This window comes from Streptomyces sp. NPDC014861, assembly GCF_043081625.1.
GTDB lineage: Bacteria > Actinomycetota > Actinomycetes > Streptomycetales > Streptomycetaceae > Streptomyces.
The window spans coordinates 361,286-376,561 of the sequence record NZ_JBIBWV010000002.1 but is presented as its reverse complement, the minus strand read 5'-3'; the positions used below and the strand labels follow the sequence as shown (position 1 = coordinate 376,561).

12 protein-coding genes are annotated in these 15,276 nt (G+C 73.0%); 5 read left to right on the top strand and 7 right to left on the bottom strand.

Features of this window, described 5'->3' with window-relative positions:
• Window positions 1-15 precede the first annotated feature (15 nt).
• From ACF1BN_RS05405 to ACF1BN_RS05395, 3 genes are all read right to left on the bottom strand, one after another.
• Entirely contained in the window at window positions 16-609 is a 594-nt protein-coding gene (locus ACF1BN_RS05405; RefSeq protein WP_392330246.1) for an HPP family protein, read from the bottom strand.
• Window positions 610-765: 156 nt separating this feature from the next.
• On the bottom strand, window positions 766-1,647 hold the full coding sequence (locus ACF1BN_RS05400; RefSeq protein WP_392330245.1) for a pyridoxamine 5'-phosphate oxidase family protein: 882 nt from the start codon (window positions 1,645-1,647) through the stop codon (window positions 766-768).
• Window positions 1,648-1,706: 59 nt separating this feature from the next.
• Complete coding sequence (locus tag ACF1BN_RS05395) at window positions 1,707-2,162, bottom strand: VOC family protein (protein WP_392330244.1); 456 nt, start codon at window positions 2,160-2,162, stop codon at window positions 1,707-1,709.
• A 135-nt stretch (window positions 2,163-2,297) separates the two neighbouring features.
• On the opposite strand from ACF1BN_RS05395, the gene ACF1BN_RS05390 reads away from it, so the two are divergent.
• From ACF1BN_RS05390 to pepN, 4 genes are all read left to right on the top strand, one after another.
• Complete coding sequence (locus tag ACF1BN_RS05390; protein ID WP_392330243.1) at window positions 2,298-2,840, top strand: CGNR zinc finger domain-containing protein; 543 nt, start codon at window positions 2,298-2,300, stop codon at window positions 2,838-2,840.
• A 195-nt stretch (window positions 2,841-3,035) separates the two neighbouring features.
• Window positions 3,036-6,350 carry a S8 family serine peptidase gene (locus ACF1BN_RS05385; protein WP_392330242.1) on the top strand — a complete coding sequence of 1,105 codons (3,315 nt, stop codon included), beginning with the start codon at window positions 3,036-3,038 and terminating at the stop codon, window positions 6,348-6,350.
• 206 nt (window positions 6,351-6,556) lie between these two features.
• Window positions 6,557-7,573 (top strand): aspartate-semialdehyde dehydrogenase, encoded by a 1,017-nt coding sequence (locus ACF1BN_RS05380; protein WP_392330241.1) that lies wholly within the window; start codon window positions 6,557-6,559, stop codon window positions 7,571-7,573.
• A 141-nt stretch (window positions 7,574-7,714) separates the two neighbouring features.
• Complete coding sequence (pepN, locus tag ACF1BN_RS05375) at window positions 7,715-10,294, top strand: aminopeptidase N (RefSeq protein ID WP_392330240.1); 2,580 nt, start codon at window positions 7,715-7,717, stop codon at window positions 10,292-10,294.
• A 185-nt stretch (window positions 10,295-10,479) separates the two neighbouring features.
• On the opposite strand, the gene alc is transcribed toward pepN, so the two are convergent.
• Genes alc through ACF1BN_RS05355 form a run of 4 tightly spaced genes read right to left on the bottom strand, consistent with a single transcriptional unit; the run spans window position 10,480 to window position 14,553 of the window.
• Window positions 10,480-11,604, bottom strand: a complete 1,125-nt coding sequence (gene alc / locus ACF1BN_RS05370; protein WP_392330239.1) for an allantoicase — start codon at window positions 11,602-11,604, stop codon at window positions 10,480-10,482.
• Window positions 11,605-11,662: 58 nt separating this feature from the next.
• Entirely contained in the window at window positions 11,663-12,589 is a 927-nt protein-coding gene (locus tag ACF1BN_RS05365) for a LysR family transcriptional regulator (protein ID WP_392330238.1), read from the bottom strand.
• Window positions 12,590-12,598: 9 nt separating this feature from the next.
• Window positions 12,599-13,603 carry a DMT family transporter gene (locus ACF1BN_RS05360; RefSeq protein WP_392330237.1) on the bottom strand — a complete coding sequence of 335 codons (1,005 nt, stop codon included), beginning with the start codon at window positions 13,601-13,603 and terminating at the stop codon, window positions 12,599-12,601.
• 5 nt (window positions 13,604-13,608) lie between these two features.
• Window positions 13,609-14,553 carry an EamA family transporter gene (locus ACF1BN_RS05355; protein ID WP_392330236.1) on the bottom strand — a complete coding sequence of 315 codons (945 nt, stop codon included), beginning with the start codon at window positions 14,551-14,553 and terminating at the stop codon, window positions 13,609-13,611.
• 138 nt (window positions 14,554-14,691) lie between these two features.
• Here ACF1BN_RS05355 and ACF1BN_RS05350 point away from each other — a divergent pair, with 138 nt between their 5' ends.
• Window positions 14,692-15,198 (top strand): MarR family winged helix-turn-helix transcriptional regulator, encoded by a 507-nt coding sequence (locus tag ACF1BN_RS05350; protein ID WP_392330235.1) that lies wholly within the window; start codon window positions 14,692-14,694, stop codon window positions 15,196-15,198.
• Window positions 15,199-15,276: the final 78 nt, after the last annotated feature.

The following is a 15,276-nucleotide window of genomic DNA, read 5'->3' as shown; positions in this document are numbered from 1 at the left end:
GTGACGGCGGGCCGGTCAGAACCAGTAGGCGGGGTAGCGGCGGCGGGCGGCACGGGCGGCGAGCAGGCCGACCGCGACGAGCAGGAGGCAGGAGGCGAGGAGGAGGCCGGTGAAGGTCCGGAACGGCGGGGCCTCCAGGGCGACGATCACGGCGGTGGCGGCGGCCGGGGAGTGCGGGGTGCGGGCGAGCATCATCACGCCGAGGGCGAGTCCGCCGGCGACGGCGGCGCTCCACAGGCCGGGGCCCGCGACCGCGAGGACGGCGAAGCCGACGAGGGCGGAGAGGAGCTGGCCGCCGATCACCGAGCGGGGCTGGGAGAGCGGCAGGTCGGGGGAGGCGGCGACCAGGGCCATGCTCGCGGCGAGTGGCGGGATGAGCAGCGGGTGGTGCAGGACGGTGCCGAGCGCGACCAGGAGGAGCAGGGCGGCGGTGCTGGCGCCGGTGGCGGCGAGGACCGCGAGCGGGCGGGGGCGGGGCGGCGGGCCCGGGCGGGCGGGAGCGGGGACGGCGGAGGGAGCGGGGGTCGGGACGGCGGCGGTGGCGGTCGTGGTGGCGGTGGGCGCGGACGGCGCGGGCACGGTGGCCTCGGGAGCCGGGGTGGTGGTCACGGGTTCCTCGGGATCGTGGATCGGGAGTCCGCGTGCGGGCGGCAGGTGCGGTGGGGCGGTGCGGCGGTGGGCCGGGGTCACGGGGGTGGTCGGATCGGCCGGGTTCGGGGGGCGGATCGGCCGGCCGGGTTCAGGGGGTGGTCGGATCGGCCGGGTTCAGGGGGTGGTCGGGTTGGCCGGGGAGTACTCGGGCGCGGACCAGCGCAGGGGGCTGGCGGCCGGGGTCTCGACGACGCTGTCGACCCGGAGGCGGACGAACCGCTCCTCCAAACGGTATACCGTTTCCGCCCGGCCGCTGATCTGGAGGGTGGTGCCGTTCTCCCAGTCCAGGAAGAGGAGACCGGCCCTGTCGTCGGTCTCCAGGTTTCCGAGTGTGAGGAACATCGCGTTGCCCGGGTAGTCCCGCCACTCCAGGGTGCGGGGGTCCTCGGTCCGGACGAAGCCGGGGTTGCCGCCCCGGTGGCTGACGTCGGCCCCGTCCGGCCCCGTGGTGGCGACGAAGAAGGTGTCGGCCGCGCGGACGGCGGCCGACTGGGCCTCGGTAAGGGCCTCGCCCCGGCGCGCCGGGGAGGAGCCGGGGCCCGCCGGTTCGGAGCCGTACAGCTCGCGTCTCTGGAGGTACTTGGGGCAGTTGGCGAAGACCTGCTCGACCTCGATCACCATGCCGCGGGCGCTGGGGCGGGCGGTGCCGTTGAGGCGCATGCGGCGGCGGGTGCGGGGGTCGAGGGCGATCGTGCCGACGCGGGCCTCGCGGGACAGCGCCGCCGCCAGCGGGTCGTCGGGGCGGGGGCGGGCCGCGACCGAGACCGTGTGGGGGCCGGTCGCCCGGGCGAAGCCGGGGGCGCCGGTGAGGAGGGTCGCCCGGACGTGACCGTCCGGGGCCGCCGCGCCCAGCACCAGCATGGGCTGGAGCTCCAGGAACGCGGCGGCGACCGGGCGGATCCCGGGGCGGATCGAGGGGGCGATGCGGGCGGCCGCGTGCCGGACGCCGAGCCTGGCCTGCACGGCGAGCGAGCCGTGGTGGTACGCGGTGGTCATGACCGGCCTCCGGGGGGTGCGGGCGGGCGTCTCGGCGCGGCGGGCGCCGCGCGGGCCGGCTAGAAGAAGCCGCAGGTGGGGGCCGCGGCGTTCGGGACCGGGGCGTCCTCGGCTCCCTCGGGGACGGAGATCTCCAGGCGGGTGCCGTCGGGGTCGTGGAAGAAGATGCCGCCGGAGGGGGTGCCTTCGCCGTGGGCCACCACGCCGTCGTGGGCGAAGGTGACGCCCCGGGCCTTGAGGGCGGCCTCGGCCGCGCGGACCTGCTCGATGGAGGCGGCCTCGAAGGCCAGGTGGTGCAGGCCGGCGCGGGTGGGTTCGTAAGCGCCCTCGGCCTGCTGCCAGAGGGTGACGGCGAGCCGGCCGTCCTGGCCGAGGAAGGCGTGGCGGCGCCCCTCGGCTTCGCCGGATCCGATCACCGCGAAGCCGAGGACCTCGCCGTAGAAGCGGAGCGAGCGGTCCAGGTCGGTGACGTTGATGCCGATGTGCGCCGTGCGCAGCGTGCCGATCGCGGACATGACGGTCCCCTCGTCGTCGGTCGCCCCGTTCGGGCTAACCGCTTAATTCGACTTTAGAGGTTAGAAGTCATGGGGTGCAACCCGTCACGTACGCTTGAGGGGTTAGATCGCCCGGGGTCGAGGAGGATGCCCGCCATGCCCGTCACCGATCCGCGGCCGCACACCGGCGAGCCGGTCTCCCTGGACCTGCTGAACACCCGGTGGATGGAGGAGGGCGAGCGCCAGGACCTGCTCACCGACACCGGCGGCCTCGCGATCTGGCTGGCGGCCAACGGGCTCGACGGGGCGTTCGCCGCCGACGAGGCCACGCTCGACCGCACCCTCACCGCCCGCGAGGCGCTGAAGGCCTTGGTCGAGCGGCCCGGCGACCCGGACGCGGTCGCACGGCTCGACGCCGTCCTGGAGCACGGCCGGATCCGCGCCCTGCTCACCGCCGAAGGCCCTGGCGAGCGCGCCGAGTTCGCCGACCCGGCGTGGGGGCCGGCCTGGACGGCCGCCCGCGACTACCTGGACCTGCTGCGTACCGCCCCGGACCGGATCAGGACCTGCGCGCACGAGGCGTGCATCCTCCACTTCTTCGACACCTCGCGGAACGGCACCCGGCGCTGGCACTCGATGGCGAGCTGCGGCAACCGGGCGAAGGCCTCCCGGCACTACGCCCGCGCGAAGGAGCAGTGATCCACAACTGGCGGTCGAATCGCCCTCGTTGAGGGCGATTCGTCGCGTGTGGCGGAGGAAGCGCGGTGGCGGATGTACGCCACGGAGCCAACCCGCTCTCCGCGAACTCTCCACAAAGCCTGGTCATTTACGAAAGGCTGAGCGGTCATCCGGTACCGGATTCCGGACCCTCTTCTTTCACAAACAGGGATGTAAATGACCACCCCCGAAACGCAGAGCTCCATACCCGGGCGCTCCACCGGGACCAGACGAGCGGCCCGGATCGCCGCCGCCGCCGGCCTGGTGACCGCGCTCGTCGCGGCCGGTGCCGCCCCGGTCCTCGCCGCCGACGACCCGGTGACGACTCCCCCGGTGAAGACCGCGGAGCCCGCCGACAAGCTCGGCGCCACCGACGCGCAGCGCCTCGCCGAGGCCGAGGCCGCCGGCGAGCCGCACGTCACCATCCTGGTCGCCACCGCTCCCGGCGCGACCGAGCAGGTCGCCGACCAGCTCGACGCCGTCCCCGGCGGCTCGGTCGGCAACCGCAACGACGAGCTCGGCTACGTCCGCGCCACCCTGCCGACCGGCAAGGCCGAGGCCGCGATCAAGGCCGCCACCAAGCTCTCCGCCGTCCAGTCGGTCGACCTCAGGGCCGAGATCCAGCTGGACGACCCGCGCCCCGACGCCGGCGTCGCCGGCGGCGTGGACGGCACCACGGTGAACCGGACCTACCCGGCGCCGTCGAAGCGCACCCCGGCGAAGAACCCGTACAACCCGTCCCACGAGACGGGCGCCGTCGAGTTCGTCGAGGACCACTCCCGCGCCGACGGCCGCGGCGTGACCATCGGCATCCTCGACTCGGGCGTCGACCTGGGCCACCCGGCCCTCCAGAAGACCACCACCGGCGAGCGCAAGATCGTCGACTGGGTGACCGCCACCGACCCGATCACCGAGGGCGACGCCACCTGGCGCCCGCAGGTGACCCCGGTCGCGGGCCCGGTCTTTACCGCCGGCACCCAGTCCTGGAAGGCCCCCGAGGGCGCCTACCAGTGGAGCCGCTTCAGCGAGTCCGTCACGGCGGGCGGCGACCCGGCCGGTGACATCAACCGCGACGGCGACACCACCGACGTCTTCGGCATGCTGTACGACCCCGCCTCCGGCACCGTCCGCGTCGACACCGACCAGGACAACGACTTCACGGACAACGCGCCGCTGAAGCCGTACAAGGACGGCCACGGCATCGGCTACTTCGGCACCGACGACCCGGCCACCGAGGTCGTCGAGCGCACCCCGTTCGTCGTGGAGATCCGCAAGGACGTCCCGATGGACCCGTACGGCGGCACCTGGGTCGGCCAGAAGCGCGACTTCGTCAACATCGGCATCGTCGAGTCCTCGCACGGCACCCACGTCGCCGGCATCACCGCCGCCAAGGGCCTCTTCGGCGGCAGGATGAACGGCGCCGCGCCCGGCGCGAAGCTCGTCTCCTCCCGCGCCTGCACCTGGGACGGCGGCTGCACCAACGTCGCCCTCACCGAGGGCATGGTCGACCTCGTCGTCAACCGCGGCGTCGACATCGTCAACATGTCGATCGGCGGCCTGCCCGCGCTGAACGACGGCGACAACGTCCGCGCCCGCCTCTACACCCGTCTCATCGACGAGTACGGCGTGCAGCTGGTGATCTCGGCCGGCAACTCCGGCCCCGGCACCAACACGATCGGCGACCCGAGCCTGGCCGAGAAGGTCGTCTCGGTCGGCGCGGCCGTCTCCCAGTCGACCTGGGCCGCCAACTACGGCTCGGCCGTCGAGAAGAAGTACGCCATGTTCCCCTTCTCCTCGCGCGGTCCGCGTGAGGACGGCGGCGCCACCCCGACCATCACCGGTCCGGGTTCGGCCGTGAACACCATCCCGACCTGGCAGGCCGGCGCCGGCGTCGCCGAGGCGGGCTACAGCCTCCCGGCCGGCTACGGCATGCTGAACGGCACCTCGATGTCGTCCCCGCAGGTCGCCGGCGCGAGCGCGCTGCTGCTCTCCGCCGCCAAGCAGCGCGGCATCGAGCTCTCCCCGCTGACCCTGCGCACCGCCCTCACCTCGACCGCGCAGCGGATCCCGGGCGTCGGTGCCCACGAGCAGGGCGCCGGCCTCATCGACATCAACGAGGCCTGGGAGTCGATCAAGGACGGGGCCACCGCCCACTCCTACAAGGTCGAGGCCCCGGTCGACACCGTGATCTTCCCGGCCCCGCACACCGGCACCGGTGTGTACGACCGCGAGGGCGACCTCAAGGTCGGCCAGAAGAAGGTCTACGACGTCACCGTCACCCGCACCAGCGGCCCGGACCGCGCCATCGAGCACGAGCTGGACCTCAAGCACAACGACGGCACCTTCCGGATCCTCGGCGACGACGAGGTCCGCCTGCCGCTGAACAAGCCGGTCACCGTCAAGCTGGAGGCCCGCCCGAAGACCGCCGGCGTGCACAGCGTGCTCCTGGAGGCCGACGACGAGCGCACCGAGGGCGTCGACAAGCAGATCCTCGCCACCTCGGTCGTCGCGAGCGACCTGGTCTCCCCCGGCTACTCCTTCTCGGCCTCGGGCTCGGTCCAGCGCAACAGCACGAAGTCGTACTTCGTGACCGTGCCGCAGGGCGCCACCTCCCTGGAGGTCGCCATCGGCGGCCTGAAGGAGAAGAGCCAGACCCGGTTCATCGCCATCCACCCGTACGGCGTCCCGGTCGACCCGACCGCGACCACGGGCTGCTACCCGCACTACAACCCGGCGAACACCTGCCGCCCGGACCTCCGCTCCTACACCAACCCGCAGGCCGGTGTCTGGGAGATCGAGGTCGAGGCGCGCCGCACCTCGCCGAACCTGGACAACCCGTACAAGCTCGGCGTCTCCGTGCTCGGCGCCTCCTTCGACCCGGCCGTCCAGACGGTCGCCGAGGCGAAGGTCGGCACCCCGTCCGCCGTCGAGTGGACCGTCACCAACAAGTTCGCCGGCATCGACGGCAAGCTGAAGGGCGGCTCGCTGGGCTCGGCCAAGGTCGAGACCCCGACCATCCAGCACCACGAGCAGCAGACGAAGACCGTCACCATCGGTGAGGGCGTCGAGCGGCTCGACATCGGGATCGGCAACACCTCCGACAAGGCCGCCGACCTCGACCTGAGCGTGCTCCTCGACGGCGTCCGCGTGGCCCAGTCGGCCGACGGCGACTCCGAGGAGAGCGTCTCGCTCGTCAAGCCGAAGGCCGGCACGTACACCGTCGTCATCGACGGCTACGCGGTCCACGCCGAGGGCGGCACGACCTACGACTACAAGGACGTCTACTACTCCGCGGCGCTCGGCTCCGTGAAGGTGGACGAGGCCAAGACCTACCCGCTCGCCAACGGCGCGAGCGCCAAGGTCCCGGCCCAGGTCGTCGTCGGCGGTCCGGCCCCCGAGGGACGCCAGTTCTTCGGCCAGGTCCAGCTGCTCAACGCGCGCGGCACCGTCGCGGGCACCGGCAGCGTCCTGATCGGCAGCGTCACCCCGTAACACCCCGGGCGGTACGAGGGGCGGGCATCCACCGGGATGCCCGCCCCTTCCGCGTACGGCCCCGCCGACGGCCCGCGTACGGCCCCTCGCGCGGCCCCCGGTCCGCGCCGCGTCCGCCCCTCGGACAATCGATTGGACAAGGCGGGCACGGACATACGCATCATGGACAGCAGCAGCAGCCTGCACAAACGTACGGAGGAGTCCCCGTGAAGGTCGGAATCGTCGGAGCCACCGGTCAGGTCGGCACAGTCATGCGCAAGATCCTGGCCGAGCGGAACTTCCCCGTGGACGAGCTGCGGCTCTTCGCCTCCGCCCGGTCCGCCGGCACGGTCGTGGACGGCGTGACCGTCGAGGACGCCTCGACCGCCGACTACACCGGCCTGGACATCGTGCTCTTCTCCGCCGGCGGCGCCACCTCCAAGGCACTCGCCGAGAAGGTCGCCTCCCAGGGCGCCGTGGTGATCGACAACTCCTCCGCCTGGCGCCGCGACCCCGAGGTCCCCCTCGTCGTCTCCGAGGTCAACCCGCACGCGATCAAGGACCGCCCCAAGGGCATCATCGCCAACCCGAACTGCACCACGATGGCCGCCATGCCGGTCCTCAAGCCGCTCCACCAGGAGGCCGGCCTCGCCGCGCTGATCGCCACCACCTACCAGGCCGTCTCCGGCTCGGGCGTGGCCGGTGTCGCCGAGCTGCGCACCCAGGCCTGCGCGGTGGCCGAGCGGGCCGACCAGCTCGCCTTCGACGGCGAGGCCGTCGAGTTCCCCGAGCCGGCCGTCTACCAGCGCCCGATCGCGTTCAACGTGGTCCCGCTGGCCGGCTCCCTCGTCGACGACGGCTCCTTCGAGACCGACGAGGAGCAGAAGCTCCGCAACGAGTCCCGCAAGATCCTGGAGATCCCGGAGCTGAAGGTCTCCGGGACCTGCGTCCGCGTCCCGGTCTTCTCCGGCCACTCGCTCCAGGTGAACGTCCGCTTCGAGCGCCCGATCAGCGTCGAGCGCGCCTACGAGCTGCTGAAGGACGCCGAGGGCGTCGTGCTGTCCGAGATCCCGACCCCGCTCCAGGCGGCCGGCAAGGACGCCTCGTACGTGGGCCGCATCCGCGTCGACGAGACCGTGGACAACGGCCTCGCGCTCTTCCTCTCCAACGACAACCTCCGCAAGGGCGCCGCGCTGAACGCGGTGCAGATCGCGGAGCTGGTGGCGGCCGAGCTCCAGGGCTGAGCCCGATCCTCCCCGCGAGGGGGCGGCCGTCCGCGGGACGGCCGCCCCCTCGTCGTGTTCGCCCTGGGAAATGTTCGATGCGCGGGCCGAGCGCCCCGTGGAAGGATGGCCCAAACGTCACGAAACCGAGGAGTTGACCGGGTGCCTGGTACGAACCTGACCCGTGAAGAGGCCCAGCAGCGGGCGGCGCTGCTGACCGTGGACGCGTACGAGGTCGAACTGGACCTCTCCGGTGCGCAGGAGGGCGGCACCTACCGGTCCGTCACCACCGTCCGCTTCGATTCCGCCGAGGGAGGCGTCGAGAGCTTCATCGACCTCGTCGCCGACGCCGTCCACGAGGTCGACCTGAACGGGCGCTCGCTGGACGTGGCCGCCGTCTTCCGCGACGCGCGGATCGCGCTGCCCCACCTGAAGCAGGGCCGCAACGAGCTGCGGGTGGTCGCGGACTGCGCGTACACCAACACCGGTGAGGGTCTGCACCGCTTCGTCGACCCGGTCGACGGCCAGGCGTACCTCTACACCCAGTTCGAGGTGCCGGACGCGCGCCGGGTCTTCGCCTCCTTCGAGCAGCCGGACCTGAAGGCGACCTTCCAGTTCACGGTGAAGGCCCCGGAGGGCTGGAGCGTCATCTCCAACTCGCCGACGCCGGAGCCGAAGGACGGGGTGTGGGCCTTCGAGCCGACCCCGCGGATCTCCACGTACATCACGGCCCTGATCGTCGGCCCGTACCACGCGGTGCACTCGACGTACGAGGGCCCGGACGGGCAGGTCGTGCCGCTGGGCATCTACTGCCGTCCGTCGCTGGCCGAGTTCCTGGACGCGGACCACATCTTCGACGTGACCCGCCAGGGCTTCGGCTGGTTCCAGGAGAAGTTCGCGTACGCCTACCCGTTCGCCAAGTACGACCAGCTGTTCGTGCCGGAGTTCAACGCGGGCGCGATGGAGAACGCCGGCGCGGTCACCATCCGCGACCAGTACGTCTTCCGGTCGAAGGTGACGGACGCGGCCTACGAGCGGCGCGCCGAGACCATCCTGCACGAGCTGGCCCACATGTGGTTCGGCGACCTCGTGACCATGGAGTGGTGGAACGACCTCTGGCTGAACGAGTCGTTCGCCACCTACACCTCCGTCGCCTGCCAGGCGGCCGTCGAGGGCACCCGCTGGCCGCACGCCTGGACGACCTTCGCCAACGCGGAGAAGACCTGGGCCTACCGCCAGGACCAGCTGCCGTCTACGCACCCGATCATGGCCGAGATCAACGACCTGGAGGACGTGCTCGTCAACTTCGACGGCATCACGTACGCCAAGGGCGCCTCGGTCCTCAAGCAGCTCGTCGCCTACGTCGGCCAGGACGAGTTCTTCAAGGGCGTGCAGGCGTACTTCCAGCGCCACGCCTTCGGCAACACCCGCCTGAGCGACCTGCTCGGCGCGCTGGAGGAGACCTCCGGGCGCGACCTGAAGACCTGGTCGAAGGCGTGGCTGGAGACCGCCGGCATCAACATCCTGCGCCCCGAGATCGAGACCGACGAGAACGGCTCGATCACCGCCTTCGCTGTGAAGCAGGAGGCTCCGGCGCTGCCCGCCGGCGCCAAGGGCGAGGCCGTGCTCCGCCCGCACCGCATCGCGATCGGCTTCTACGACCTCGACGCGGCCGGCAAGCTGGTCCGCACCGAGCGCCTGGAGCTGGACATCGACGCGGCCGGGCTGACCCCGGTGCCGGCGCTCGTGGGCAAGTCCCGCCCGGCGGTCGTCCTGCTCAACGACGACGACCTGTCGTACGCCAAGGTCCGCCTCGACGAGGTGTCCCTGCAGAACGTCACCGCGCACCTCGGCGACTTCACCGAGTCGCTGCCGCGCGCCCTGTGCTGGTCCGCCGCCTGGGACATGACCCGGGACGGCGAGCTGGCCACCCGCGACTACCTGGAGCTGGTGCTGTCCGGCATCGCCAAGGAGTCGGACATCGGCGTGGTGCAGTCGCTCCAGGGCCAGGTCAAGGCCGCCCTGGAGCTGTACGCGGCGCCGGAGTGGCGGGACGCGGGTCTGACCCGCTGGACCGAGGCGGCCCTCACCCACCTGAAGGCGGCCGAGCCGGCGAGCGACCACCAGCTGGCGTGGGCGCGGGCCTTCGCCGCGACCGCCAGGACGCCGCAGCAGCTCGACCTGCTCGCCGCGCTCCTGGAGGGCCGGGAGACGATCGAGGGCCTGGCCGTCGACACCGAGCTGCGCTGGGCGTTCGTGCAGCGGCTCGCCGCGACCGGCGTCTTCGACGAGCCGGAGATCGCGGCCGAGCTGGAGCGGGACCGCACGGCGGCCGGTGAGCGGCACGCGGCGACGGCCCGTGCGGCGCGTCCGACCGAGGCGGCGAAGGCCGAGGCGTGGGCGGCGGTCGTCGAGGACGACAAGCTGGCCAACGCGGTGCAGGAGGCGGTGATCGGCGGCTTCGTCCAGGCCGACCAGCGCGAGCTGCTGGCCCCGTACACGGAGAAGTACTTCGCGTCGATCAAGCGCGTGTCGGAGACCCGCAGCCACGAGATGATCCAGCAGATCGTGGTCGGCCTCTACCCGACGCTCCAGGTCTCGCAGGAGACGCTGGACGCGACGGACGCGTGGATCGCGGCCACCGACCCGGTCCCGGCGCTGCGGCGCCTGGTGACGGAGTCGCGGGCGGGCGTCGAGCGGGCCCTGCGGGCCCGCGCGGCGGACGCGGCGGCCGCCGGCTAGGAACCGGTGCTCTCCGCCGGTGGGCACCCGCGGTGCCCACCGGCGGAGAGCCGCGACGGCTGTACGACGAAGGGGCGCCTCCCCCACAGAGGCGCCCCTTCGCCGGTTCCCGGTGCTGGAGCCTGTCTGACAATTGGCGTCGGATCAGGCCGGGTCGGACCCGGCGGGAATTGTCAGACAGGGCTCTAGCGGCTCGCGCGGTCGAAGCGGGCGCGCAGGTCGGCGGCGCCCTCCTCGGTCAGCGCGCCGTGCAGGCGCATGCGGGCGACGCCGCCGTCGGGGAAGGCGTCGAGGCGGACGTGGGTGACGACCGCGTGGGCGGGGAGCCTGAAGCGGTGCAGGGTGTCGGGCTGGAGGCGGGTGCGCGGGATGATCTCGAACCACTCGCCGGACTCGCCGTTGCGGCCCTGGAGGGCGATCCAGCCGGCGGAGTTGCCCTTGAGGTAGGCGGTGTCGATCTCGACGGCGCGGACGGCGCCCTGGGCGGGGAGGCGGAAGCGGACCCAGTCGTTGGTGCCCCGGACGCGGCGGCGGCGGTTCTCCCAGCCGTCGTCCATCTTGCGGGAGGTGCCGGGCAGGATGATCTGGGTCGGCGAGGAGTAGAACTTGTCGGAGGCGTCCTCGTACGACCCGCCGTTGAGGACGGAGAGCAGGTCGACGGTGCCGAGGAGGTCCAGCCACTCGGGGTCGGGCAGGACCTCGCCGTGGACGCGGAGGCGGGCGATGCCGCCGTCCGGGTGCTGGCAGAGGCGTACGTGGGTCCAGCGGCGGTCGCTGTCGATCGTGAAGCCGTTGGCGGCGTGGCCGCGGACGGGGGTGGGCGGGACCAGCTCCTCCCACGTGGCGTCGAGGAGTTCGGCGGGGGCGGGGCTGCCCTCGACGGCGGTGGCCTGGACGCTGACCTTCTGCGGGTAGTTGCCCCGGAAGTGGGCGGTGTCGACGATCAGGCCCTTGATGACGCCGGGGGCGCCCAGGCGGACGATCGCCCAGTCGTGGTCCTCGGGTGCGGGGAAGACGTTCTCGGCGTCGGCGCCGCGGCGGCGGCGGGTCTCCCAGCCGTCCATGATCTTGCCCTTGTGGCCGAAGTGCTCCGGGTCGAAGACGGCCCGCTCGCGGACGAGGAGGTTCTCGCGCTCGGCGAAGAACTCGTCGTCGGCGGCGACGACGCCGGCGCCGAGGCGGCGGTCGGCGAGGTCGACCAGCTCGGTGAAGGGGAAGTCACCGGTGCGGTAGTCGGCGTAGGGGTCGCCTCCGCCGTAGGGGGCGGCGTCGTTGGCGTGCGGGTCCTGGGCGTCTTCGAGAGCGGTCATGCTTCGACTCTCCTCCGCGGGAGGTCCGCGGTCCATCGAATGTTTTCGATGGTGTCGTTCAGTTCTGCTGAAAGGTCTCGCGGGCGGCGGCGGCCTGCCGGAGGGCGGCGAGCACCCGGGCCACCGCGGGCCCGTCCTCGGCCCCGCGCCGGACGGCGGCGACGACGTGGCGGCGCGGCTGGTCGGCGGAGAGGACCCGCATGACGACCCCGGTGCCGCCGCGCCGTTCCGCGGAGGCCATCCGGGGGACGAGCGCGATCCCGAGCCCCGCCTCGACCATGGCGAGGATGGCGGTCCAGCCGGAGGCGCTGTGGGCCTGCTCGGGGACGAAGCCGGCGGCCTCGCAGGCGGCGGTGGTGATCTCGGACCAGGGGCCGGAGCCGCCGAAGATCCAGGGCTCGGCGGCGAGGTCCGCGAGGCGCAGGCCGGGCGCGTCGGCGAGCGGGTGTCCGGCGGGCAGGGCGACGTCGAGGGGGTCGGCGAGCAGCGGCACCCGGCTGAACTTGGGGTCGCGCGCGGTGGGAGCGTGGGCGGCGAGGGAGAGGGCCAGGTCGACCTCGCCGGCGGTGAGGAGTTCGTACGCCTCCCCCGCCTCGGCCTCGCGGACGCGGACGTCGAGGCCGGGGTGGGCGGTGCGGAGCCGGCGTACGGCGGGGACGAGGAGCGCGGGGACGGAGGTGGAGAAGGCGGCGACGCGCACCTGGCCCGCCTCGCCCCGGAGGTAGCCGTCGAGTTCGGCGTCGGCGCGCTCCAGCTGCGCGAACACCGCCTCGGCGTGGCGGAGCACGAGGTGGGCGGCGTCGGTGAGCCGGACGCGCCGGCCGTGGGCCTCCAGGAGCGGCACGCCGAGCTGCCTGGCGAGGTTGGTGAGTTGCTGGGAGACGGCCGAGGGGGTCATGAGCAGGGTCTCCGCGGTGGCGGTGACGGTGCCCCGGTCGCGCAGGGTGCGCAGGATGTGCAGCTTCTTGATGTCCCACTCGGTCATGGGCGCAACCTACCTGGGGGTCCGCCCCCGACTGTCCGGGGCCGGGCGTCCGGCGGCGGAGCTGAGCGCCACGCCACCGAGGATGAGCGCCATGCAGGCGCCGCCGGCGAGGCCGAGCCGCTCGCCGAGGAGGGCGTACGAGAGCAGGGCGACGCAGACGGGCTGGAGGTAGTAGACGACTCCGGCGCGGGCGGCGCCGATCAGGGAGATCGCCTTGTTCCAGGCGAAGAAGGCGACGGCGGAGGAGAACACGCCGATGTAGAGCAGCGGGCCGACGGTGCCGGGGACGACGGGGAAGCCGCCCTGGACGGCGAGGGAGACGGCGTGGACGGGGGCGAGCATGAGGGCGCCGAGCACGAAGGTGGCGAGGAGGAAGACGAGTCCGTCGAGCTCCGCGGGCCTGCGCCGGAGGAGCGCGCTGTACGAGGCGAAGGAGAGGGCCGCCGCGAACATCCAGAGGTCGCCGGCGGCGAGGTCGACGGTGAGGGAGCCCTTGCCGACGAGCAGCAGCACGCCGAGGACGGCGACGGCCGTGCCCAGGAGGCGGCGGGCGCCGAGGCGTTCGCCGCCGAGCCGGGCGTAGAGGGCCATGATCACCGGGGAGGCGGCCATGATCATGCCCATGTTGGTGGCGGAGGTGGTGAGGCCGGCCTGGTGGACGAGGGTGTTGTAGAGCGCGACCCCGAACAGCGAGGCGAGGGCGGTGAATCCGAGGTGGCGGCGGAGGATCGCGCGCTGTCTCCAGAGCCGGCGGGCGGCGAAGGGGGCGACCACGAGGAGGGCGATGATCCAGCGCCAGAACACCGCCTGGACGGGCGGCACGGAGTCGGCCATGTCGCGGGTGGCGACGAAGCTGCCGGACCAGACGACGGTGGCGAGGAGGGCGAGGAGCAGACCGAGACCGGCACCCTTGGCGGGCGCCGGTCGCGGGGGTTCGTCGGGGGCCGTGGCCGAGGTCGGGTGGGTGTCGGGGGTGGTGGTCGGGGCCGGGTGGCGGGGGGACGTGAGGGGCATGCCGCCTACCGTCGCACTCCCGAAACCTCCAGGTCCATCGAAACTTCCTGACCGTTCTTTTCAGCAGAACTGAACGATGTGAGGGCGGGCGCGGGCTTCGCGGGGGCCGTCTGGCCCACGAGGGTGGCGCCGAAGGCGATCACCATGCCGACCACCTGCACCGGGCCGAGCGCCTGGCCGAGCGCGACCCAGCCGATGACGGCGGCGGTGATCGGGGAGAGCGGACCGAGGAGCGTGACGGAGGAGGCGCCCAGCCGCTCGATGCCGCGGAACCAGAGGAAGTACGAGACCGCGGTGTTGCCGACGGCGAGGTAGGCGTAGCCGGCGAGGTGCGTGCCGGTGAGGGCGGGCGGGGCGCCCTCGATCAGGAAGGCGACGGGCAGGATGACCAGGCCGCCCGCGGTGAGCTGCCAGCCGGTGAGCGCGAGGGAGCCGACACCCTCGGGGCGGCCCCAGCGCTTGGTGAGGACGACGCCGGCGGACATCGACAGGGAGGAGAGCAGTCCGGCGCCCACGCCGATCAGGTCGAAGGCGGCCCCGGCCTTCAGGACCACGAGGCTGACGCCGAAGGCGGCGGCGACGGCGGTGAGCAGGGTCCGCGCGGCGGGCTTCTCCCCGAGGAGGAGGGCGGCGAGGCCGACGACGAAGAGCGGGCCGACGGAGCCCACGACGGCGGCGACACCGCCGGGCAGCCGGTAGGCGGCGAGGAAGAGGAGCGGGAAGAAGGCGCCGATGTTGAGCGCGCCGAGGACCGCCGACTTCCACCACCAGGCGCCTCGCGGGAGCTTGCGGGTGAGCGCCAGGAGCAGGAGGCCGGCCGGCAGGGCCCGCATGAGGCCGGTGAAGAGGGGGCGGTCGGCCGGCAGGAACTCGGTGGTCACGAAGTAGGTCGAGCCCCAGGAGATCGGGGCGAGGGCGGTGAGCGCGACGGTGGCCGCTTTGCGGGACATGGCAGGACTCCCCCTGAGCGTTGCGGCTCCGGTGATCCGGAGCGGCGCCTTGCTTGGCGGTAATTAACTTAGCACTAAGCTACTTACTTGCAAGTGGCTTTCTTGCCACCGACCGGAAGGAGGCGGAACACTGAGGTCATGAACACGCAGCCGCTCGCGCCCGACCCCGTCGACGCCATCGCCGCCCAGTGGGCGGTCGTCCGCCCCGACCTGGACACGCTCCCCATGGCGGTCTTCGGGCGGATCTACCGGCTGGCCGCCGCCATGCGCGGACGGGTCGACAAGGCGTACGCGCCCTACGGGATGGCGCTCGGGGAGTTCGACGTCCTGGCGACGCTGCGCCGCTCGGGAGCGCCGTACACGCTCTCGCCGCGCGAGCTGACCGCCACGCTGATGATCACCACCGGCGGCATGACCGGCAGGCTGGACAAGCTGGAGAAGGCCGGGCTGCTCTCCCGCAGCCCCGATCCGAACGACCGGCGCGGGCTGCGCGTCACGCTCACCGAGCGCGGCCGGGAACTGGTGGACCAGGCGGTCGGCGCCGGCCTGGAGCGGCAGCGGGAGGCCCTGGAGGCGGCGCTGACCGAGGAGGAGGCGGAGCAGCTGGCCGGACTGCTGCGGAAGCTGCTCGCGACGACCGCGTGAGCGGGTCGGGAACGCGCGAGGGCGCCGCACGGCCGGTGTCGGCCGTGCGGCGCCCTCGGAGACGGACGGGGGAGGCGG

Coding starts and splice junctions, on each gene's coding strand:
- ACF1BN_RS05350 (WP_392330235.1), top strand. CDS start 14,692: ATGAACACGCAGCCGCTCGCGCCCGACCCCGTCGACGCCATCGCCGCC.
- alc (WP_392330239.1), bottom strand. CDS start 11,604: ATGACCGCTCTCGAAGACGCCCAGGACCCGCACGCCAACGACGCCGCC.
- ACF1BN_RS05390 (WP_392330243.1), top strand. CDS start 2,298: ATGCCCGTCACCGATCCGCGGCCGCACACCGGCGAGCCGGTCTCCCTG.
- ACF1BN_RS05355 (WP_392330236.1), bottom strand. CDS start 14,553: ATGTCCCGCAAAGCGGCCACCGTCGCGCTCACCGCCCTCGCCCCGATC.
- ACF1BN_RS05395 (WP_392330244.1), bottom strand. CDS start 2,162: ATGTCCGCGATCGGCACGCTGCGCACGGCGCACATCGGCATCAACGTC.
- ACF1BN_RS05385 (WP_392330242.1), top strand. CDS start 3,036: ATGACCACCCCCGAAACGCAGAGCTCCATACCCGGGCGCTCCACCGGG.
- ACF1BN_RS05360 (WP_392330237.1), bottom strand. CDS start 13,603: ATGCCCCTCACGTCCCCCCGCCACCCGGCCCCGACCACCACCCCCGAC.
- ACF1BN_RS05365 (WP_392330238.1), bottom strand. CDS start 12,589: ATGACCGAGTGGGACATCAAGAAGCTGCACATCCTGCGCACCCTGCGC.
- ACF1BN_RS05400 (WP_392330245.1), bottom strand. CDS start 1,647: ATGACCACCGCGTACCACCACGGCTCGCTCGCCGTGCAGGCCAGGCTC.